17 protein-coding genes are annotated in these 23,093 nt (G+C 44.1%); 3 read left to right on the top strand and 14 right to left on the bottom strand.

Features of this window, described 5'->3' with window-relative positions; translation table 11 throughout:
* Nucleotides 1-3 precede the first annotated feature (3 nt).
* The 12 genes from smc to IGK14_RS01320 all read right to left on the bottom strand — a co-directional run bounded on the left by smc (nucleotide 4) and on the right by IGK14_RS01320 (nucleotide 16,124).
* Nucleotides 4-3,582: a chromosome segregation protein SMC gene (smc, locus tag IGK14_RS01375; RefSeq protein WP_438711480.1), complete on the bottom strand. Its 3,579-nt coding sequence runs from the start codon at nucleotides 3,580-3,582 to the stop codon at nucleotides 4-6.
* A gap of 15 nt (nucleotides 3,583-3,597) precedes the next feature.
* Nucleotides 3,598-4,290 (bottom strand): ribonuclease III, encoded by a 693-nt coding sequence (gene rnc, locus IGK14_RS01370; protein WP_005227136.1) that lies wholly within the window; start codon nucleotides 4,288-4,290, stop codon nucleotides 3,598-3,600.
* A gap of 212 nt (nucleotides 4,291-4,502) precedes the next feature.
* Complete coding sequence (locus IGK14_RS01365) at nucleotides 4,503-6,290, bottom strand: oligopeptide ABC transporter substrate-binding protein (RefSeq protein WP_438711478.1); 1,788 nt, start codon at nucleotides 6,288-6,290, stop codon at nucleotides 4,503-4,505.
* 16 nt (nucleotides 6,291-6,306) lie between these two features.
* Nucleotides 6,307-7,176, bottom strand: a complete 870-nt coding sequence (locus tag IGK14_RS01360; RefSeq protein ID WP_153883525.1) for an ABC transporter permease — start codon at nucleotides 7,174-7,176, stop codon at nucleotides 6,307-6,309.
* A 63-nt stretch (nucleotides 7,177-7,239) separates the two neighbouring features.
* Nucleotides 7,240-8,196 carry an oligopeptide ABC transporter permease gene (gene opp4B / locus IGK14_RS01355; RefSeq protein ID WP_005227132.1) on the bottom strand — a complete coding sequence of 319 codons (957 nt, stop codon included), beginning with the start codon at nucleotides 8,194-8,196 and terminating at the stop codon, nucleotides 7,240-7,242.
* Nucleotides 8,196-9,140 (bottom strand): ABC transporter ATP-binding protein, encoded by a 945-nt coding sequence (locus IGK14_RS01350; RefSeq protein ID WP_005227131.1) that lies wholly within the window; start codon nucleotides 9,138-9,140, stop codon nucleotides 8,196-8,198. Before IGK14_RS01350 ends, opp4B begins: the two co-directional genes overlap by 1 nt.
* Nucleotides 9,141-10,148, bottom strand: coding sequence for an ABC transporter ATP-binding protein (locus tag IGK14_RS01345; RefSeq protein ID WP_005227130.1), 1,008 nt, complete (start codon nucleotides 10,146-10,148; stop codon nucleotides 9,141-9,143).
* Between the two features lie 324 nt (nucleotides 10,149-10,472).
* Nucleotides 10,473-10,715 carry an acyl carrier protein gene (acpP, locus tag IGK14_RS01340; protein ID WP_005227129.1) on the bottom strand — a complete coding sequence of 81 codons (243 nt, stop codon included), beginning with the start codon at nucleotides 10,713-10,715 and terminating at the stop codon, nucleotides 10,473-10,475.
* A gap of 110 nt (nucleotides 10,716-10,825) precedes the next feature.
* Entirely contained in the window at nucleotides 10,826-11,845 is a 1,020-nt protein-coding gene (gene plsX / locus IGK14_RS01335; protein WP_010748622.1) for a phosphate acyltransferase PlsX, read from the bottom strand.
* A gap of 45 nt (nucleotides 11,846-11,890) precedes the next feature.
* On the bottom strand, nucleotides 11,891-13,921 hold the full coding sequence (gene recG, locus IGK14_RS01330; RefSeq protein ID WP_010748621.1) for an ATP-dependent DNA helicase RecG: 2,031 nt from the start codon (nucleotides 13,919-13,921) through the stop codon (nucleotides 11,891-11,893).
* A gap of 111 nt (nucleotides 13,922-14,032) precedes the next feature.
* On the bottom strand, nucleotides 14,033-15,715 hold the full coding sequence (locus IGK14_RS01325) for a DAK2 domain-containing protein (RefSeq protein ID WP_005227126.1): 1,683 nt from the start codon (nucleotides 15,713-15,715) through the stop codon (nucleotides 14,033-14,035).
* A 46-nt stretch (nucleotides 15,716-15,761) separates the two neighbouring features.
* A complete protein-coding gene (locus tag IGK14_RS01320) occupies nucleotides 15,762-16,124 on the bottom strand; it encodes an Asp23/Gls24 family envelope stress response protein (protein ID WP_005227125.1) in 363 nt (120 codons plus the stop codon).
* A 266-nt stretch (nucleotides 16,125-16,390) separates the two neighbouring features.
* Between IGK14_RS01320 and rpmB the strand changes: the two genes are divergently transcribed.
* The gene (gene rpmB, locus IGK14_RS01315) at nucleotides 16,391-16,579 is read left to right on the top strand and encodes a 50S ribosomal protein L28 (RefSeq protein WP_003128045.1); all 189 of its coding nucleotides are present in this window, start codon (nucleotides 16,391-16,393) and stop codon (nucleotides 16,577-16,579) included.
* Between the two features lie 162 nt (nucleotides 16,580-16,741).
* Nucleotides 16,742-19,390, top strand: a complete 2,649-nt coding sequence (locus tag IGK14_RS01310) for a YfhO family protein (protein WP_081116102.1) — start codon at nucleotides 16,742-16,744, stop codon at nucleotides 19,388-19,390.
* A gap of 209 nt (nucleotides 19,391-19,599) precedes the next feature.
* Here the strand turns inward: IGK14_RS01310 and IGK14_RS01305 are convergent, their stop codons facing one another.
* Nucleotides 19,600-20,586 carry a helix-turn-helix domain-containing protein gene (locus tag IGK14_RS01305; protein ID WP_438711474.1) on the bottom strand — a complete coding sequence of 329 codons (987 nt, stop codon included), beginning with the start codon at nucleotides 20,584-20,586 and terminating at the stop codon, nucleotides 19,600-19,602.
* 311 nt (nucleotides 20,587-20,897) lie between these two features.
* On the opposite strand from IGK14_RS01305, the gene IGK14_RS01300 reads away from it, so the two are divergent.
* Nucleotides 20,898-22,211, top strand: coding sequence for an MFS transporter (locus IGK14_RS01300; protein ID WP_081116104.1), 1,314 nt, complete (start codon nucleotides 20,898-20,900; stop codon nucleotides 22,209-22,211).
* Between the two features lie 57 nt (nucleotides 22,212-22,268).
* On the opposite strand, the gene truA is transcribed toward IGK14_RS01300, so the two are convergent.
* Entirely contained in the window at nucleotides 22,269-23,015 is a 747-nt protein-coding gene (gene truA / locus IGK14_RS01295) for a tRNA pseudouridine(38-40) synthase TruA (RefSeq protein WP_010748617.1), read from the bottom strand.
* Nucleotides 23,016-23,093 lie beyond the last annotated feature (78 nt).

The raw sequence follows: 23,093 nt of genomic DNA, 5'->3' as shown, positions 1-23,093 counted from the left end.
CCTCTATGCTTGATCTGCTGTAAAACTACCGCCTTCACGCACTTCTTCTAAGCGCACGGACACGGTCTTCGACACTCCAGATTCTTGCATGGTCACACCATACAACACATCTGCTGCCTCCATCGTTCCTTTACGGTGAGTTACGACGATAAACTGTGTATCATTTTGGAAAGCACTCAAGTAATGACCGAAACGAGAGACATTGGCTTCATCCAATGCTGCTTCCACTTCGTCAAGCACACAAAACGGTACTGGACGAACTTGAATAATGGAAAACAATAACGCAATCGCAGTCAGTGCCCGTTCGCCCCCTGATAGCAAGCTGAGGTTTTGCAATTTCTTGCCCGGTGGTTGGGCTTCGATCTCAATCCCAGTGTTCAATAAATCTTTCGGATCTGTTAAGACTAATTCCGCATGACCGCCGCCAAACATATTAGGAAAGACTTGTTTGAATTGCAGACGGATCGCATCGAAGACTTCGCCGAAACGGGTTTTGACTTCTTCATCCATTTCAGACATCGTATCAAACAGCTGTGCTTTAGCCGACAGCAGATCGTCTCGCTGACTCGTCAAGAACAAATGCCGTTGATTGACTTGCTCATATTGTTCGATCGCATTTAAATTGACTGGACCAATTTGCTCGATCGCTTGTTTTAGTTCCTGAATGTCGACTTTGGCTTGTTCTGCATCCTCGATTTCAGGGAAATCTTGCGCTGCCTTTTCAAAGGTGAGATTGTATTCTTCTTGTAAATACAACAAACGATTATCCATCACCAATTCTGCGCGATTTTTTTCGATCTCAACTTCGGTTTTTTCTGACAGCTTTTCTTTTTGCGTTAAGTTTTCAGCACTCAGGGCTTCGTCTAATGCACCGATTTCTTGTTGAACGACTTGACGTTGTTCACGAATCACCGTCAATTCCGCTGTTACCTGCTGCTTGGTTTTTGTGAAGGCTTCAATTCGCTGAAGAATGCTTTCTTCTGAAAACTCATGATCGCTGACGTTGCTTGTCAAGGCAGCTAACTGCCGTTCTAAGGAGAGTTGACGCGCTTCATTTTCTTCTAATGCTTGATTCGTAGCGGCAATTTTTTGCTGCAAATGCGCCACTTGTTCTTTTTGAACTGCGAAAGCTGCCTGCAAGCGCGCACTTTCTTGTGCTAAGGTTTGGCGTTTTTCCTCGATCAAGTCTTCTTCGGCATTCATTTGATGAATATCTTGGTCGATTTTCGCCAATTGCGCTGCAATATTCTTTTGCTGTTCTTCCAAGCTCGTCTTCTTCTCATCATATTCCTCAAAGAAGGCTTGCACTTCGCGATGTTCAAAATCAAACACTTGCTGCTCTTGCTTCAAGCGGCTCAGGTCATTCTCAAGATTTTGTAAACGGCTTTGCAGCTCATGCTCCGACATGCGAGCCTGTTCTCCTTGCGTCCGCAATTCTTCTAATGCTGCTTGTGCTTCTTTGGTCGCTGCTTCAAAATGCTGGACTTGCTTTTCCGTTTTTAAAAGCCGCTCATCCAGTTGCGCCGCTTGTGCCGTCAATTGTTGCAGCTCGTTGCTTTGGCTAAACAAACTACCGGCATTTTTCTTCGTTGCGCCACCCGTCATGGAACCTCCAGCATTCATGACATCCCCTTCTAAAGAAACGACCCGATAGCTATAGTTCAATGCCCGTGCTAACGCATTAGAACTTTGCAAGTCTTCGGCAATCAAGATACTGCCTAACAAGTTATCCGTAATCGTTTGGACGTGTTCGGGCGACTGGACCAATTCGCTGGCAACGCCGATAAATCCAGACACTTGCTTGGCTTGATTGCGGGCATAATCTGGCAAATGACGGGCTTTGATGGTCGTCAGCGGTAGGAAGGTTGCACGACCCCCTCGATTTTCTTTCAAATACGTGATGGCTGCTCGCGCATCCCGCTCATTTTCAACGACGACATGCTGTGCAGCGGCGCCTAATGCGGTCTCGATCGCCACGGTATAGTCTTGTGGCACATCGATCAACTCCGCTACTGCGCCAACGATACCGCTGATCTGCTGTTTGTTTTTCAAAATCAAGCGAACGCCTTGATAAAAGCCGCTATAATTTTCTTGAATGTCTTGCAGACTGCGCTGTTTCGCTCGTACCTGCTGCACTTGACTCATTAACTGATACATTTTCTTTTGTTCTTCATCAAAGCGTTTTTTGTTGGTCTGAGCTTTTTCTTGAAGATGGATGTATTGCTTGCGTTGTTCTTCTAAAATCGCTTTAGCCTGCGTCAGCTGCTCTTCCACGATTTGCGCTTCCGTCGTCTTTTCTTTCAACGACGTATTCATTTGCGTCTGCTTGCTTAGCGCCGTTTGATTTTTCGCGGCTTCTTGTTGGTATTGACGCTCCAAGTATTTCAATTCGTTTCCAATCGTTGCCTGCTCCTGCATGGCTTCGACATATTGGCTGCGCAACTCTTCAATGATTTCTTTTGCTGAACGTTGGTACTTTTCCTGCTCTTGCTGACACGCCAGCATCGCTGCTTCAACTTCCTGCACACTACGATTCTTTTGTGAAAGCAAGCCGATCAGTTCCGTTTTTTCTTCATTTAAAAGTGTGACCCGCTCTGTGACTTCCTCTAAAGTTTCTTGGTATTCGGCAGAGCTTTTTTGCGTATGCTTTGAACGTTCATCCAAGACTTCTTTTTGCCCTTCGGCTTGCTTCAGTCCTTCGGTGACCTCTAAAAGCTGCTGATTCAAACGCTCCAACGTTTCATCAAAAGCAGTACGTTGTTGCCGCAAAGAATGTAACGACAGTTCCCCTTGGTTGATCTTTTCGGAAATCTGCGCCAGTTCTTGGTTAAAGGTACTCAGTTGAGCTTTGGCTGTCTCCCACGCTTCTTTTGCTTTCGTGATCTCTAAGACCGCATAGGCCACATCGACCGTCGTCAATTTTTCTTTTAACGCTAAAAAGCGGTTGGCTGCTTCACTTTGGGCTGCCAGAGGCACCAACTGATCTTCTAGTTCATAAATGATATCTTGTAGACGGCTTAAATTGTCTTCAGTTTCAAACAATTTTTGCTCGGCTTTCTTTTTCCGCTGTTTGTATTTTAATACCCCCGCCGCTTCTTCAAAAATCCCACGACGGTCTTCTGGTTTGCTGCTGAAAATTGCTTCTACCTTGCCTTGGGAAATGATCGAAAATGATTCTTTCCCCAACCCAGAGTCCATAAACAACTCTTGGATATCCTTTAAGCGGCAAGCTTGTTTATTTAAGAAAAAGTCGCTTTCGCCGGTTCTTCTCAAGCGGCGAGTCACGCTGATCTCACTGTAATCCATCGGCAAGTAATGATCGCTATTGTCTAAAACGATCGTCACTTCCGCTATATTTAGCGCTCTGCGGGTGTCAGAACCTGCAAAAATAACATCAGGCATTTTGCCACCACGTAGATTTTTGGCAGATTGTTCTCCTAAAACCCAACGAATCGCTTCGGTAATATTGCTCTTGCCGCTGCCATTTGGTCCGACGACTGCAGTCACTCGATGTTCGAAATCAATGACTGTGCGGTCGGCAAAGGATTTAAAGCCGGCAATCTCTATTCGTTTTAAATACACTCCGCCAGTCCTCTCTTACTGTTCAAGATCCGCCAAGGCATTCGCAGCGGCGTCCTGTTCTGATAATTTCTTCGATTTTCCTTGTCCTTTTCCGATCAAGGTATCATCGCAATAGACTTCCGTCCAAAAAATCCGTTCATGGGCGGGGCCTGCTTCTTTGATCAAACGATAATTGATGGAAACATCGCCGCCGCGCTGCAAGACTTCTTGCAAGCGGGTCTTGTGATCCATCTCATGGGAAAAAGCACCTGCTTTTACTTTTGGAAAGACAACTTTCGTCAAAAAGCCGCTGACACTTTCCAGACCTTGGTCCAAGTATAACGCACCTAAAAAGGCTTCAAATAGATCACAAAGCAAAGAAGGTCGTTTACGACCGCCAGAGTTTTCTTCCCCTTTGCCTAGACGAATGTATTCATCGAATCGGCAATCTTTGGCAAACATGGATAAACTGTCTTCGCGAACGATTGCCGCCCGTAGCTTCGTCAGCTTACCTTCGGGCAGATCTGGCAATTCACGATACAAATACCGTGAAACGATCAACTCTAAGACAGCATCGCCCAAAAACTCTAAACGTTCGTTATCTGACAAGTGCAAGTTGCGGTGCTCATTCACATAAGATGAATGCGTAAACGCTTGTTCAAGCAGATCTACATCATGGAACACAATATCAAACTTTTCTTTTAGTTCTTTCGTTAATTGTGTATTCATTTGTCACATTCCTTCATTAGTTTATCGACACTTCCCTATTATACTGGTTTTTGCCGAATTATGAAATGTTTCCTCCAAATTCTTGGAAAGACTGTAATAAAATTTTATTTACTTAATCTTCTCCTGTATAAAAAAGCCTGTTTTTCTCAGATACCCGCAAAAAAAACAGAAAAAAGACGTCCTGGAAAGGACGTCTTTTCATCGATCATTGATTAACGAGATTCAGCTGTAACTGAAATTGTTGCCCAAGGATTGTAATTCACATCATAAGCCCATGTGAAGTCTTTGACGCGATTTGATACAGGTAACACCGCACTACGGTAAAGTGTTGGGATAACAAACGCTTCATCAGCAGCATATTCTTGCCATGCATCAAATGCTTCTTTACGTTTTGCTTCGTCAAACGAATCTTTTGAATCGATTGCTTCTAGCAATTTCGTATTTTCTTCTGATTCAAAACGAGTGTAGTTGAACGCAGAGTTAGGTCCATACAAGCCCATTGGTGATGGGTCATAACCAGTTTTCCATGCACCTTGGTAAACATCAATCTCAGGATCATCATTTTCCAATTTGTCATAGAATGCTTGGAAGTCGATCAAGCGACCTGTTGTGTATTGTACATCAAGTCCGATTTCATTCCATTGTTGGATGTAGTAATCTGCTAATGGTTGTGCTGTTTCGCCACCTGACATTGAAGCAAAGTTAATGGTTAATTTCTCACCATTTTTGTCTTCACGCATACCGTCGCCATCGACATCTTTGTAGCCAGCATCATCAAGTAATTGATTTGCTTTGTCGATGTTTAAAGTATAACCTTCAACATCTGTATTGTGTAATGAGCCAAATACTGGTGGGATCAATGTCGTTGCATTTGTACGCAAGCCATTGTAGAAACGGCTTCCGACAGCATCATTATCTAATGCATAACCCATTGCTTGACGCAATGACTTGTCAGCCATTTTTGAATCAGGATTGTATTCAACTTTACCTTCATCGGCATTCCATTTACCTAATTTGAAACCTAAATAAGTGTAAGCAGTATCTGTTCGGCCTAAGATTTGATAACCGTCAGTATCCTTATAAGTAGGATACGTATCTGTCGGCATTGATAAAGCCATATCATATTGTTTTGCGTTCATCGCTTCAACAATAGATGAAGTTGGAACTGCTTTAAATGATAATTTATCTAGTTTTGGCTTATCTCCATAATAGTATTCGTTTGGAACGTACTCTACGGATTCACCAGCTACGATATTTGACATTACATAAGGTCCGAAGACGATTGGATTTTTACGAACTTGATCGCTTGATTCCATATCTTTGACTTCGATTCCTTCAAAGGCGTGTTTTGGTAATGCTGAAGCCCAAATACCACCACCTGCTTGCATCATACCAGGGTGAACTTCTTTGTATTGAATTTTAACGACTTTGTCACTTTCTTTGGTGATACCAGAAATAGTATCAGCTTTACCATCATGGTAATCTTCCATACCAACAATGTTAGTAAAGTTACTATCATAACGAATACCAGTATAATCTTTGTTACCAATTACTTCGTAAGTGAAGATGATATCATCTGCCGTAACATCTTCGCCATCAGACCATTTCAGGTTGTCGCGTAAAGTAATTGTTGCTGTGTTGTTGTCTTCATCTAGCTCAAGGTTTGCAGCCCCGCCGTCAACAATTTTGAAATCAGCGTCATTGACGAATAAACTTTCATTACTTGGCAACATAAATTGTGCATCATAGTTATCTTGATAAAATTCTGTTTGGAACAACCCTTGGAATTGCGTATCCATCACTACTGCAACATCCAAAGTACCACCTTCGATTGCCTCTGCATCATTGCTAACTTCGATTGGGAAGTTGCTTACATCTTCCGTATCGTTTGCTGCATTGCTGCCGCCACCAGAAGAATCGGTTCCGCCGCCGTTGCTGCCACAAGCTGCCAATGCTAACACTGACAAAAGAGTGACCATACCAAAAATATTTTTCTTCATCCTGTATCCTCCTTGTTTATCCTAGTCGTTGACGCGCATCCGCTGAACGCTTAAATGCTTGACCAACGTAATTGATACTCAACATCAAGACTAAAATTAGAATTGATGCGGGTAACCAGATCCACTGTCTGTTGACCAGCACATCACCGCTGCTGGCATATCCGATCAGTGTTCCCAAACTTGGAACATTGGTCGGCAGACCAAAACCTAAGAATGTTAGTGTCGTTTCAATACCGATATTCGCTGCAAAGTTCATTGTTAAGTTGGTGATGATCAATGAGCTAAGGTTCGGCATGATTTCGCGGAACATGATGACGAAGTCATTGGTTCCGAGGGTTTTCGATGCACTAACATAGTCGCGACGGCCTTCTGAAAGGGTCTTACTTCGGAAGAGCCTTGCTTTTCCGACCCAGTAAAAGGCACTCATGACCCATATAAAGGTCCAAACGTTATAACGAGGTACGATCGATACGATAACGATAATGATCAACATGATCGGCAAAATCATAACGAAGTCAACGATACGCATCAAAATGTTATCAATGATGCCACCATAGTAACCTGAGATGATCCCTAGTCCGACCCCAACGATCGACGTAATGATCGTGATTGAAAAACCAATCAAGATTGAGTTACGCGCACCGATGATCAATTGTCCCCAAACATCACGGCCACCTTCATCCGCCCCTAAAAGGTAGGTGCCGCCGTTTGGCGAAATCGCGCCGGGTACAGCGTATTTATCAAGGATGCTGACACGCATCACTTGTGATTGGTCGATAACTGCTGAGCCGATAAACACGAACAATAAAACTGCGACTAACAAAACTAATGAAAAGATCGCCATTTTATCTTTTAAGAATTCGCGAAAAATCATTTTTAATCCCATAGGCGGGATGCTCTCTTGTTTTAGTACTTTTTCTTTCTTTTCAGACACATTTATCCCCTCCTATTACTGGATTCTGATTCTTGGATCGACAATACTCATGATGATATCTGATAGCAGCGTACCGATCAAGGTCGCTAGTCCTAAGATCAATGTCAGTGAAGTGATCACGGCATAGTCCCGTTGGACGATACTATCGATAAACAGTTTTCCGACACCTGGGTAAGCGAAGATTTTCTCAATGACCACAGAACCTGCGATCAATGAAGTGATCTCGTAGCCCATTTGTGATGCGATCGGCAACGATGCATTACGGAAAACGTGACGTGAGAAGACTTTATTCGTTGGTACCCCTTTTGAACGAGCGGTACGAACGAAATCCAATGATTTCGAATCAATGACTTCACTTCGCAAGTATTGGATCGTCACTGCTGTTCCTAATAATGCAGAAGTGATCGCCGGTAATAGTAGGTGATACAAGCGACTCCAAAACTCAGCCATGCCGCTGACCCCCGGTGCAACGGAACCACCCGTTGGGAACCAAGCCAATCGGTAACCGAAGATGAACAATGCGATCAACGCAAAGATAAACAACGGTACGGCGAAACTGAAGAAGTTGTAAACAACGACGACTTTATCAAGCAATGAATTTTGGTAACGTCCTGCCCACATCCCTAAAGGAATGGCAATCACGTAAGTCAAAATGACCGTCAATAAAGATAACCACAATGTATTGCTGATACGTCCTGCTAATAACGTTGAAACAGGTAATTTAAAGATGAAACTTTGACCAAAGTCCCCTTTTAAGGCATTTCCGATCCAACGGAAATACTGGGTATACCATGGGTCATTCAAACCAGCGGCTTCACGCATCCGCTCAATAACAGCTGGATCTTGGTTTGGATTGATCAAACCGGTAAATGGATCCCCAGGCATTGCTTGTGCGATCAAGAAAATCAAGATACTCAAAATAATGACTTGCGGGATCATCAACAACAAACGACGTAGAATTGTTTTCCACATTATTCAGCACCCCCGTTTTTCAATGCGACTTGGTGCGACTCGGTGATTTTACGCAAGTCATACACTCTGCCAGTTTCGTCGTAGTAATCTTTTTGATGGGTCACATATTCCAACTCGACCTTGCGGCGGTTTTCTTTGTGAGCATCGCGATTTTTTACGTCGATTTGAGGAATCGCTGATAATAAACGTTTTGTATAGATGTGACGCGGGTCTTGATAGATGTCTTCCCGTGTCCCGATCTCAACGAAGCGGCCTTTGTACATGATGGCGATATTGTCACACATGTGTTTTACGACCCCTAAGTCATGAGAGATGAATAAGAAACTTAAGCCAAATTCTTGCTGGATCCGTTTCATAAAGTTCAGCACCTGCGCTTGCACGGATAAGTCAAGGGCTGAAACCGGCTCATCGGCGACGATCAGTTTTGGATTGGATGCTACCGCGCGGGCAACCCCTAACCGCTGACGTTGTCCACCAGAGAACTCGTGAGGATATTTGTATAGGGCATCTTCTGGCATCCCAACGATATCCAGAAGGCTTTTCACTCGTTTTTTCTCTTCTTGATCGCTTAAGCGTTCAAAGTTGCGTAATGGTTCGGCGATAATGTCGACCACGCGTTTTTTAGGATTCAAGCTGGACATTGAATCTTGGAAAATCATTTGGACATCTTTGTTGTAGTTCATTTTTTTGCGGACGGAACGTTTGGTCACGTCTTGCCCATCATAAATGATTTCGCCACTGGTGATTTTTTCTAATCCAACGATGGCTTTCCCCGTCGTGGATTTACCAGAACCAGACTCACCAACCAATCCGTAGGTTTTTCCTTTTTCTATGATGAAGTCCACACCGTCAACGGCATACACATGGTCTGTGACGCGGTTGAAAAATCCGCTGCGAATAGGATAGTGGACTTTCAGATCTTTAATTGTAATTAATTCTGTCATCTACACTTCTCCTTCTTCGTCTCTAAAATGAAAATGCTTGTAGCATGTGCAACGGACCAAATGATCAGGTGCTACTTCATGCAAGACTGGGTTTGCTTCGTGGTCGCTTTCAGGAATCCAAGGAATCCGTGCGGCAAACCGACAACCCGTCCGTGGCATATTTTTCAATGAAGGAACTACGCCTTCGATCACGTGCAGTTCACTGTCTTGTGAATTTTCTTGAGGGATCGAGTTAAGCAATGAGCGGGTGTATGGATGTTTTGGATTGGCAAACAACTCTTCGGCTGTTGCGACTTCCACAAACTGACCCCCGTACATCACGGCTACTCGGTCGGCCATCTCTGCTACGACACCTAAATCGTGGGTGATCAAAATGATCCCCGTCTGTGTTTCTTCTTGCAAATCTTTTAGTAGATCAAGGATCTGTGCTTGGATCGTCACATCCAACGCGGTCGTTGGTTCATCCGCAATAATGATTGGTGGTTTACAAGCAATCGCGATCGCAATGATGACCCGCTGACGCATCCCACCAGACAATTCATGAGGGTATTGACGTCCTACTCGCGGTGGATTGGGAATCCCCACTTGTTCTAATAATTCTAATGCTCGTGCTTGACGCTGTTCGGCGGTCATATCCGTATGGTAGGATAACCCTTCTTTGATTTGATCTTCGATCCGCATCAAAGGATTCAGTGCAGACAATGGATCTTGGAAAATCATCCCAATATCATTTCCGCGAATTTTGTTGTACAGCGTTTCGTTTAAGTTTGACAAGTTTAAATCTTTATATAAGATTTCTCCGGTGATTTTCGTGTTGTTTGGGTCATGCAGTCCCATGATCGTTGTAGCTAACGTACTCTTGCCGCAACCAGATTCTCCTACGATCGCTAAGATCTCATTGCGATCCAGTGTAAAAGAAATACCATCTACTGCGTCATAGTAATCGTCTTTAATACGAAAACCTGTGTGAAGGTTTTGAACATCTAGTAATTGATTATCTCTGGACAATCGAATACCCCTCTCTACTTTCTAAGATGTCTTGCAATTTAATGTAAAAAAAGAAGGAACATGCATTTCATTTCCAAAAGCTTTCTTAACATTGTATAATATATTCTTAATAATTATATAGAAATGCCACCAATAATGCAAGTCCCAGAAAAGTTAATACACTGAATTTTCAGAAAATTTACATTATGCTTTCAACGCCATCATGTCAGGTTTAACGACCGTTTTTTAGATTTCACTACCAAAGAAAAGCCGCTCAAAATCACTGCGGATCAATTATGAGAAAGAAAGAGCTAAGTCATCTAGGACTTAGCTCTTATGTCTGTCTTAAGCAAGATGGCTTGAAATATAATCAACCGCTCCACCGACTGTTTCGATCTGCTCGGCATCTTCATCAGAAATCTCGGTACCAAATTCATCTTCTAGTTCAAGGACGAATTCCATCACACTGATCGAATCAGCGTTCAAGTCGTCTTTAATGCTCATCGTATCCGTTACGTTCTCTGCGTCAATTTCAAAATGATTGGCGATCACGACCGCAACTTTCTTGAATACTTCATCTCGTGTCAACTGGCTTCACCTCCACGCGTTTGCACAAAACATAGAATGGCTAACAAACATTGTACTGCTTTCTATGCTTTTTGTCTAGATATTTTTGCAATTTCATTACAATCATTGCATTATGATTGCGTTTCGTCTTTGTCAGTCGGCATTTCTTCAAAATGGGCGACCAATTGTGCCACGACATCTGTCGCTAACATCGTATGGATCTGCTTGATGGTGTACGCCACCGCTTCTGGTCCTGTCGCACCATGGGTTTTGATGACTGGGGCTTTCAAACCAAACAATACGGCACCGCCGTGTTTCGCATAATCCATTTCATTTTTCACTTTCCGCAACGCATCTTTTAATAATAATGCGCCTAATTTCCCTTTGGCACCAGAATCGAGAATCGACTGTTTCAACAGCGCCATCAAATTCAAGGCGGTTCCTTCGATCGATTTCAAAACAGCATTTCCAGTAAAGCCATCTGTCACGACGACGTCAGCTGCACCATCCAATAATTCCCGAGCCTCGACATTGCCGATAAAGTGGATCGTCGGGTCTTGCGAAAGCAGTTCAAAGGCTTTTTTCGTTAATTCACTGCCTTTGGTTTCTTCCGTTCCGTTATTTAACAAGCCGACCCGTGGTCGATTGATCCCGCGAACTTTTTGGGCATAAAAGGACCCTAAGACGGCATAGTTTGCCAAATGTTCTGGTTTATTGTCGGCATTGGCACCTAGATCCAGCATGTCAAAGCCAGCATCTTTGCCGATCACTGGCATTGTGGACATCAATCCGGGACGGTCGATCCCTTTGATCCGACCGACGATAAACAAACCAGCCGCTAATAAGGCCCCAGTGTTTCCAGCTGAAAAAATCGCATCTGCCTCACCATTTTTGACCGCTTGTGCTGCCAAGACCATTGAGGCGTTTTTTTTTCGTCTGATCGCTTTGACAGGCTCATCATCACTATTGATTTTTTCATCCGTGTGGATAATGGTGACATTCTTATCATCCGTCATGTATTTTTTGATTTCATTTTCTTTTCCGTAAAGGAGGAATTCAATCTCTGGAAAGTCTTTTTTTGCCAGCATGACTCCTTCTACGATCGCTTTTGGGGCGTTGTCTCCGCCCATTGCATCAACAGCAATCCGCATCTCGCTGCCACTCCCTTCATTTTCCCAATCAGTATAGCATATTCTTTAATCAAAAAATTGTTTGTCTGCTTTTTTTGCTGCTAAATAGTTTGCCAATGCCGAAAATTCTGGCAACAGCTGCCAGCCATTTTTTTGCCAAAGCTGGGCAGCTTCGACTTGTGCCACTTCTAGAATATGGGCATCCGCGACCAAATCGGCAGCCGCAAACTCTGGCAAGCCCGATTGTCGATTGCCGAAGACTTCTCCTGGTCCTCGCAACTGCAAATCTTTTTCGCTGACTACAAAGCCGTTGGTGGTTTCTGTCATGATCTTCATTCGCTCGACCCCTGTCTCATTCTTCGGGTTTGCGATCAATATACAGTAAGAAGCATCGGCACCGCGCCCTACCCGTCCACGCAATTGATGAAGCTGGGCTAACCCGAAGCGATCGGCGTCAATGATCAGCATCACTGTCGCATTGGGGACATTGACCCCTACTTCGATGACCGTCGTGGAAACCAAGATCTGCAGTTGATTTTCTTTGAAAGCTTCCATGATGCTGTCTTTTTCTTGATTCTTCATTTTCCCATGCAGCATCCCCACTTGATAAGTAGGAGAAAAGTAACTTTGCAGCTGCTCATAAGTCTCCGTGGCATTCTTGACATCCAGCATTTCGGATTCTTCGATCAAAGGACAGATGACATACATCTGATGCCCTTGTGCCAATTCTTTTTGCGCCCACTCTAAGATCGATTCAAACTGCGGCGGACGGACCCAGCGAGTCTCTACAGGAATCCGTCCTGCTGGCATTTCATCGATCACCGAAACATCCATTTCGCCATAAGCCGTGATCGCTAACGTACGAGGGATCGGTGTGGCGGTCATAAAGAGCACATCAGGCAGATAGCCTTTTTCCCGTAAGACTTTTCGCTGATTGACGCCAAAACGGTGTTGTTCATCGGTGATGACTAAGCCAAGATGTGCAAAGTCCACCCCTTCTTGAATCAGCGCATGGGTCCCAACGATGATGTCGATCTCCCCGGCTGCTAATTGTTCTAAGATGACTCGCCGTTCTTTTGGTTTGGTCGAGCCTGTCAAAAGAGCGGTGGTCACTTCTAAGGGGTCAAAGAGTTGATTCAAGCTTTCTAGGTGCTGCTGGGCCAAAATCTCAGTCGGCACCATCAGTGCGCCCTGAAAGCCAGCTGTCATCGTGGCATAAAGGGCGATCGCCGCCACGACTGTTTTCCCGCTTCCTACATCTCCTTGCAAGAGTCGCTGCATGTGCTGCGGACTTTTCAGGTCATGGCAGATTTCATTGGTCACACGCTTTTGCGCATTCGTCAATTCAAAGGGCAGTTTACGAGTAAACTCTTTCAAGCGTTGCACATCATAATCGATCGCTAGACCGTTTTTCTCGGCTTTTTCGCTTTTCTTCAGTCCTTGGATCTGCATTTGGAACAAAAAGAACTCTTCAAAAATCACCCGACGCTTCGCTTGATGACTCTCTTGGGGATCTTTAGGAAAGTGCATCGCAAACATCGCGGATTTCCGATCCAACAAGCGATATTTTTCGATCAATGACAAAGGCAAGATCTCTGTGATCTGATCACCAAAATCAAGGAATGCCTGTTTGATCAGTTCGATCAACACACTTTGACGCACGGCTTTATTGACATGATAAATGGGGGCAAAGTCTTCTGCGCTCTTGCTGCCGAGAATTTTCATCCCCGTCAGTCCTTTGCGTTTGGCGTCCCATTTGCCATAGACGGCGATCTCTTCTGAAACCTCTACTTTATCCTTCAAATAAGGCTGATTGAAAAAGGAGACATTAAAGACATCGTGGTCTTGCATCATGCGAAATTGCAACCGACTTTTCTTATAGCCAAAGCGATTGACGACCGGCGGGGAAACGACGATCCCCTTGATCGTTACTTTTTCTTGGTCTTGAATCTCCGCTAATTGCCGTTCTTGAATGTCTTCATAACGAAACGGATAATACTTCAGCAGGTCTTCAATGGTTTCGATCCCTAAACTCGCCAAGTCTTGGGCGCGTTTTTCTCCGACACCCTTTAATACCGTAAGTGGCTGATTCAGCATAGGTACCCTCCTTTTCCAAAGTAATTTTATTTATTGCAGAGATTCCTGCATTCATAGAAAAAGACGGAGCCAAAAATCATCTACGATTTTTGCCCCCGCCGCCTAATTTGTTTATTCTGCTGAGAAAAGATACGGATAAACTGGCTGATCGCCTTGATGGATCTCTACTTCGATCTCAGGATGCAGCTCAACGATCGCTTCTTCAATTTTCGCTGCTTCTTTGGCTTTGCCTTCTTCACCGATAATGATGGTGACGATCTCAGTATCTTCTGTGATCATTTTTTCTAAGGTAGTCATGGAAGCAGAGAAACGATCAGGAACAGAAACAACGATTTTGCCGTCGACCATTCCTAAGAAGTCGCCTTCTGTGATTTCGATGCCATCAATTGATGTATTACGGATCGCATGAGTCACTGATCCGCTGACAACACTTGCTAAGACATCGGTCATAGCTTGCTGATTTTCAGCTAGTGTGGATTGCTCGTGGAATGCCAGCATCGCTGTCATCCCTTGTGAGATCGTCCGTGTTTCAACAACCGCTACTGGAATCTCGGAAACTTCCGCTGCTTGCTGTGCAGCCATAAAGATGTTTTTGTTATTTGGTAGAACGATCACTTGGTCGGCATTAACTTCATTGATCGCCAACAAAATGTCTTCCGTACTTGGGTTCATCGTTTGGCCGCCACTGATGACATATGAAGCACCCAGGCTAGTGAACAATTCTTTCAAGCCTTCGCCAGCCGCGATCGCGATGATCGCAAATGGTGTCCGTGGACGTTTCACTGGTGCAGGTTTTGCACCTTGCTGGTCGTGTTCCAAAATCGTTTCATGCTGAAGACGCATGTTGTCAACTTTGATTTTCACCAATGAGCCGAATTTTTGACCATAATTCATGACTTCGCCAGGATGTTCCGTATGGACATGGACTTTGATGATCTCATCGTCGTTGACCACTAATAAGGAATCCCCTAACTCATTTAAGTAATTACGGAATGTTTCATAATCAAATTCACTATCTACAGTCGGACCTTCACCGATCTTCACCATGATTTCTGTACAGTAACCAAAGGTGATATCTTCTGTCGCTAAGTGTCCTTGAACGCTGCGATGATGTTCGGCATTGACCATTTCATCCATAGCCGCTGGGGAAGGTTCGAAGATTTCATCGGCTGGGTATTCACCCGTCAACGCATTTAAGAAGCCTTCATAAATGAACAACAATCCTTGACCGCCGCTATCTACCACGCCGACTTCTTTTAAGACGGGCAATAGATCTGGGGTTTTCGCCAATGAACGTTTTGCACCGTGAACCACGGCTTTCATCACTTCGATACAATCATCGGTAGTTTGTGCTTTTTTCTCGCCATATTCAGCTGCGATGCGTGCCACAGTCAAGATGGTTCCTTCCACAGGTTTCATGACTGCTTTATAGGCGGTTTCTACTCCATGAGTAAAGGCTTGAGCCAATTCTGGTGCAGTGAGTGTTTCTGCGGTCGGGATAGCTTTAGAAAAACCGCGGAATAATTGAGATAAAATGACGCCAGAATTCCCACGTGCGCCCATCAATAGTCCTTTTGAAAGTGTAGCGGCAAGATCGCCGACGTTTTCTGAAGTCGCATCTGCGACCGCTTTTGCTCCACTGGTCATGGATAGATTCATGTTTGTCCCAGTGTCTCCATCTGGAACAGGAAACACATTCAATGAGTTGACAAACTCTGCATTAACTTGTAGACGAGCCGCGCCTGCCTGCACCATTTCTTGAAACTGACTTGCGCTGATATTCGTTACCTTCACTTAGATAGTCCTCCTTAAAATCATCCGCCATGAACGGATCCCTTGCCTAATCTGGCAGTACACGTACGCCTTGAACAAATACATTTACCGAGTTCGCAGATACACCTAGCATCGTTTCTAAGTTGTATTTCACTTTTTCCTGCACGTTGCGGGAAACTTCGGAAATCTTTGTTCCATAGCTGACGATCGTGTATACATCCACTGCAATGCCGTTTTCTTCTTGGCGGACAACGACACCGCGAGAATAATTTTCTTTTCGTAAAATTTCATTGATGTTATCTTTGATTTGTTTCTTGCTAGCCATACCAACAATGCCGAACACATCTGTTGCTGCGCCTCCGACCACTGTTGCAATGACTTCATTACTGATTTCAATAATACCTGATGAGGTTTGAATTTTTACAGCCATTTTATAGCCTCCTTCAATGGGCATGACCCATCTTTCTTCTTACATATTTTATCATAGCTGTACCGCAAATAAAAGGATGAGACATATGAAAAGGGGCTTTCTGACCAAACGTCTTGCATTTCGACCTTGTTTAATTTACAATGTTTACCGGGAAAAGTCAATGTTTCTTGAAAATTACTCTTGCTTTTTTCACCTTTCTGTGATAAATTCAGATGGTATGAGCTGAAATAGCGCTCCAACATCAAGGCAAAGGAGGAAATAACCACATGGCTAAAGTTTGTTACTTTACTGGACGTAAAACTACAAGTGGAAACAATCGTTCTCACGCAATGAATGCGACAAAACGTACTGTGAAACCTAACTTGCAAAAAGTTCGCGTTATGATTGACGGAAAACCTAAAAAAGTTTGGGTGTCAACTCGTGCTTTGAAATCTGGAAAAGTTGAGCGCGTATAATTAGACCTTTTCGGCCGTTCGTTTTGAACGGCTTTTTTTGTACCCTTTTTTCTTTGGTGCGCTTTCACTTAGGTTTTCATTAAAGAAAACAGGTCTTTGTTTTTTTAATCGATTCACCTGTGGTAAACTAAGAAAAAATTGATAAAGAACAGGTGACTTCTTGTGACGAAAATAAAAACATTTGCCAAACAACATTGGCCTTATATGCTTGCTAGTTTCTGCTTGCCGTTTCTTATCATGGCAGTGATCTATTTGACCATCGGCATCTACCCTGGCAGCAGCCGCAGTGTCTTAGCCAGTGATGCCTTTTCACAATTCTCAAACTTTCATGCCAGCTTTCGCAATATGCTTTTAGGCAAGCAAAGTATCTTTTATACATGGAACGCCTCTTTAGGCTTGAATTATCTGGCACTGATCTCCTATTACTTAGGCGGGATCTTCACTCCTCTGGTCTTGTTTTTCCCAAATCAGCTGATGCCAGATGCGTTGTACTTCTTGACCTTGATCAAGATCGGCAGCGCGGGCTTGGCGTTTTGGTTTTATGCCAGCCAAACCTTTAAGATCCAACGTTGGCAGCATGTGACCTTAGCTGTCTGTTATGCCTTGATGTCCTTCATCACCGCCCATTCGGAACTGATCATGTGGCTTGATGCCATGATCTATCTACCGCTAGTGATTTTAGGTATTGACCGTTTAGTGAAAAAGAAAAAACCAGTCGTGTTATTTATCAGTTATCTGCTGTTATTTTTATCCAGTTTTTACATGGGCTTTATGATCGGTCTCTTTTCCGTGATGTATTTCTTGGTTCAGTTGGGCCGCAACTGGAAGCAAGCTCGGGGGGCGATCATCCCATATGGCATCACCTCCTTGTTAGCTGGCGGCGCCTCAATGGTAATCATCTTACCTGCCTTATTGGATTTGCGCTCAAACGGGGAAGAATTAACAACGATTTCTTCCTTTAAAACCGAAGCCACCGATGTCTTTGATCTCGTGATGAAAAACATGATCGGTGTTTACGATACGACAAAATACGGCTCCATTCCCTTCATCTATATCGGTTTATTGCCGTTGCTGTTGTGTATTTTATATTTTGTTTCGAAGAAAATCCGCTTGAAGGATAAATTCTTATACGCTGGCATGTTTGCTGTTTTGATCGCCAGTTTTTATATCGTGCCGATGAATCTTTTTTGGCACGGGATGCATGCCCCAAATATGTTCCTTTTCCGCTATGCCTATTTGTTCTCCTTCTTAGTGATCATGCTGGCGGGATACGGGTGGGAGCAGCTGCAGCAAAAAGATCGCGGCTTGTTTCTCATTATTGGTCTTTCTACGATCGTGGTGTTTGCCCTCTCCTACGCATTGAAAGGACCTGGAACCTATGAATATGTTTCCGCTACTTCTTTTGCGCTAACGATCGTATTCTTTGTTCTTTACTTGTTATGTATTGGGTTCGGGCAATTAGGTCTTTTAACACAAAAACGAGTGACGATCTTGATGCTAATCTTCGTCTGCGGAGAAATGGCCGTCAATACGAGCGGCATGGTTCGCGGAATTTTGAATGATTGGAACTATGCTTCTCGCAGTTTGTATACAGAACCTTATCCGGACATCAAAAAACTAGTCACTCAAGCCAACGAAGACAATGATACCTTTTTCCGATTAGAAAACCTTGATCCTGTTTCTTCCAACGACAGTATCAATTATGGCTACAGCGGTGTCAGCATGTTTTCTTCGATCCGTAACCGCAATTCCTCAAGCTACCTGGATAAGCTGGGCTTTCGGTCCCGCGGCACCAATTTAAATATCCGCTATCCGAATAATACCTTGCTGATGGATGCTTTTACAGGGATCAAATACAATATCTCCAAGCCAAATCTCACCAAATACGGCTTTCAACGTGTGGGGGAATCTGGTGAATACAAGCTTTATGAGAATCAAAATGCGTTACCGCTAGGTTTCTTGGCTGAACCAACCATTGAATCGATTGATCAGCCGCAAAATGACAACTTGACGAGCCAGAAAAATCTTTTCAATGGCTTGGCGGATTTAAATTTAGAGTATTTTGCCTTTCAGCCGATCACGGTGATCCATAGTAAAAATACAGATATCACCAATGACGGCATGTATATGAAATTTACCGAGCAAGAAAGCAATGTCGCAAAAGAAGTGACTTGGCAAGTGGAGGTTCCAGCGAACTCGCAAGCATACTTGAGTCTTTTCCCTGCCAACTTTGGGGAATTGGAAAGCTCATCTGCCACCGTGACAGTCAACGGTCAGCAGCGAGAAACGCAAATCAGTATCAACGGTCAATACTACGACTTAGGGCACTATGAGACCGATACGACGGTTCAATTCACCGTCAGCTTCTACGGAACGCCTGAAATCTCCTTCCAAAACCCGCAAGTCGTGACCTTGGATACCAACGCTTACCAACAAGCAATTGATGCGATCCAAGATCGAGGGGTCGCTATGACGGTCGGCAAACGCAGTGCCAAAGCCGATATCACGACTGAAAAAGAGCAGCAGCTTGTAACGACCATCCCTTATGACAAGGGCTGGACTGCTACGCTTGACGGCAAAGAAGTTCCAATCACCGCCTTTCAAGACGGCTTTATCAGTGTGACGATCCCAAGTGGCACCCATCACTTGGAACTGTCCTTCTTGCCGCAAGGCTTTGTTATCGGTGTTTGCTTGTTCTTCGGCTGCATCGCATTGTTTATCCTGTTTGCTTGGTTTTACCAGAAACAAGTAGCCAAAAAGCAAGTTTTAGACGACCAACGTCAACTCATGGATCAACCACCAGAAACCTAATCGAAAAAGAACCAACTCGTCTTTTTGAGGCGCTCCCCATAAGTTAGAGCAAACGCTGACTTATGGTTGTCGCTCAATGATCGGTGAGTTTGGTTCTTTTTTTGTGCTGGCGTTCCACAGTTGTTCGCTCTAGTGGCCTTAGCCTCCACTACCGACTAGGTCCCCTTCGATGCGGGGCCAAATGCCTAGCCCGTTAGCCCTTAGAGCGTTTAGCGGAACATAAGATAACTGTTAGGTTCTTCCGCATTTTTCTTGATGGAGTGCAACGATCGCTCCCATAATTTAACCATTTTGGTTTGTTTCAAGACGCGAAAGATCGAAAGCCCTTGGTCGATTTTCAACAGTCCTTTTTCTTGATCGCCATAAATATACCAGTACCACCCTTGATAGCAAAGAAGATGCGTGCTGTTTAGCATATCTCCGCGATCTGCCAATAATTCCTCTGCAATGGTCAACACCTCTTTTGCCCACTCCAGGCGGCGAAAATTGACAAACGTCGTAAAACAACTAAAAATCAAATCCATTTGAATTTCTCGCATCAAGGACAAGCCTTGTTCTTTTTTGGTGCGGGAAATAGCGATCTGCAGTAAGTGATAGGAGGTTTCGACAGGAAACAAGAATTGAAAATACCGAAACAGTAAAATCTCATAAACGCCCCAGTTGTCTACTTTCGTAAGGTAGGAAATGACGGGGCGAGTTTTGGTGCGCAGCTTTTCCATGTAGTCACCAGAAGAGTGATTGGGTTTAAGACCTGAGAGATTGATTTCATGTATCTCCTTTGTGATCTCAAGGTACAGAAAAACAAAAGAATGCTGTTTGGAAGCGGCGATCAGTTCGCTGCGCATTTCCTCCAGCCCTTCTTTGCTTCGCTGGGCGTGGACGTTACTCAAGTAAGCTTCTTTGTTGATCCCTAAAATTCGATCCAGTAAATCCATAAATTCGCTCGTCATATAGCTGGGGAAGCTCATCAGGTTGTCGTGACTTTTTATGCCTTTTTGCTGCGCACGTAAATAATAAAACTCCTCCACCGTAACATGGATATTTTCTAATAAGCGTTCCAATCGATGAATACTGATACTTGAAGCACCTTGCTCAAATTTAATGATAAACGAGCGACTGTTTTGTTCATCCGCCACTTGAGCGATCGTATAGCCGCGCTCTTTGCGCAATTGTCGGTACAGTTTTCCTTCTTCCATAACCATCCTCCTAGCGATCAGTCTGCAAACGCCAAACCAATCTTGCTTTGCGAATGAAGCTCTGCCATTAAATGCTACTATTTTAGATTCAAATCTAGATTCAAATTTAGATTCAACCTTATAAAATGTTGAGGAACAAAATCTACGATCCCCTATTTACATACCACTCTTTTAGCTGTTAGCCACTCGTGACAGTAACCTCTGGTACGCTCCTGGTACATTTAAATTCCACTATAGTGGATTATTTTCTCTTCTTAGTATAAAGCATCCTATACTGGTTTTACAACGTAGAACGTGAAAGGATGATTTCGATGAAAGAATATCAACAAAACAAAGGCTATCGTGCCTTAGTCAACGCCGCCTTACTCAGTGGCATCGGCATGAGTTTATTTAATATCGTGTTCGTGGTTTACGCCAGTACATTACCCTTTAATGCCCTTGCTGTTTCCTTAGCCTCCATGGCACTGCTGATCCCTGATCTCTTACGGATCCTGACCGGCTATCTAGCCGATCGTACCAAAAACAAAGTGCAATGGATGATCAGCAGTCGACTATTACAAGGAGTCCTTTTTGTGGCACTCGCTTTTTTGATCCAACTGCCGCCTAGTTTATGGTCTTTCTTCCTTTTGCTAGGCATCAACATTGTATCTGATTGTTTGGGCGCTTATTGTTCTGGGTTACAGCTGCCCTTTGTTCGCCGTCTTGTGCCTGCTGATTCCTTAGACAGTGCCATGGGCTTTCAAATGGCGTGTCAAACCACCGTTCAAATCGTCTTTCAAGGCATCGGTGCTTGGGGGATCATTTTACTGAATAATAATTTTGCGGCTTTTGGTTTGATCAATGCCGTGACGTTTTTCTTAGCCGCCATCGTGATCTTCTGGAACCGCTCGCTCTTTTATGCGGTGCCTGGGAAAATCAATCAAGCACCAACACCACTCTTTCAGAATTTCTCGGAAACCTTTAAATTATTGACTGGTACAGCTTTTCTTAAAAAGATGATCCTCTTTGCCTTACTGATCAATACCTTAGCTGCTAGCACGAGCGGTCTACTAAATCTCCAGCTGTTGGATGACCTTGCGCTTTGGTTTGCCACTTATGGCAACACCGTTGCGATGGCAGGCATCGCCACTTCCATCGGCATGGTCGCTGGCGCCTTGTTTGCTGCCGACTGGTTCAAAAATACTGGTCTGGTTCGCTTGATTGCGTATACCTCCTTCGTTTTATGTCTATTGACCTTGAATTTTCTCTTCCTGCATAATCGTTGGCTCATGATTGTGCTGCTCTTTGCTGAAGGCTATCTGATTGGAAAAATCAATCCTCGCTTTTCGGCACATCTGATTCGTGAGATCGATGAAGAACATCTCGCCATCAGCAGCGGGATCTTTTCCACCATTGTGATGCTAGGGGGACCCGTCGGTCAAATGGTCTTTTTAGGCATCGGCAATCGCTATCACGTTGCTTGGAGCTGGCTGCTTTACTTGCTTTTTGCATTTTTAGTAGCGATCGCTGCCTTAGTCGCTGCCAGTACCTTAGAAAAAACACCCACCACTGCTGCGCCTAAAAATGCTGCGGAAAGGACTGAAGATTGGCAAGAAACTGCCCCTGTTTTGCCTGAGAAAAAATAAAAACACAAGCTTTCGCTTTCTCTTTTTGGACAAGAGCAGCGAAGCTTGTGTTTTTCCTTATTCATAGGCAACGTGAACCAAATACAATCCTTCTGGATGAGCTGTGGGACCTGCTGCATTTCGGTCTTTTTGCGCAATGATCGCAGGAATACTGTCAGGTGCGAGTCGTCCATTGCCGATTTTCAACAATGTGCCCACCATGATTCGGATCATCTTGTACAAAAATCCATCGCCGCGAAAGGTGAAAATCAACTCATCTCCAGCGTCATTGACCGCCATGGACGCCTCATGGATCGTCCGTGTTTTGTCATCGACGGAACTGCCCGTCGCGCAAAAACTGGTAAAGTCATGGGTGCCTAAAAAATCTGGCAACGCTCGTTGGATTTTTTCCAAATCTAGCGGATACGGATAATAGCTGGCATAATGGCGACGGAAAGGACTGCGAGGTTTCCCAATGTCTACTCGAAACTGGTAGGTTTTTTCAACGACTAAGTAGCGGGCATGGAAGGTATCGTCAACGATCTCCACCGATTTTACCGCAACATCTTCTGGCGTTTGGGTATCTAAACCAAAGCGCATTTTTTCCAGTGGGCGCTTTTGAGGGAAATCGAAGTGGATCACTTGTCCTTGCGCATGGACCCCCGCATCGGTGCGGCCAGAGCCATGAATCTGAATCGGCTGACCATTGTTCATCTTCGTTAATGTCTTTTCAATCTCTTCTTGAACCGTTCTGCCATTGGGTTGACGTTGAAATCCTTGAAAATTCGTGCCATCATAAGCGATCGTCGCTTTATAGCGGACCATTGAATCACCTGTTTCTTTCTATTTTTTCAAAAAAAGGCCTATGAGAAAAGTCTGATCGGTCGACAGGCCTTTTCGAAC

Origin of the sequence: Enterococcus sp. DIV0970a (genome assembly GCF_051711265.1) — a bacterium.
Classification (GTDB): Bacteria; Bacillota; Bacilli; order Lactobacillales; family Enterococcaceae; genus Enterococcus_D; species Enterococcus_D casseliflavus.
Note: the sequence above shows the minus strand (reverse complement) of the source record. Positions and strands in the feature narration are given on the sequence as shown.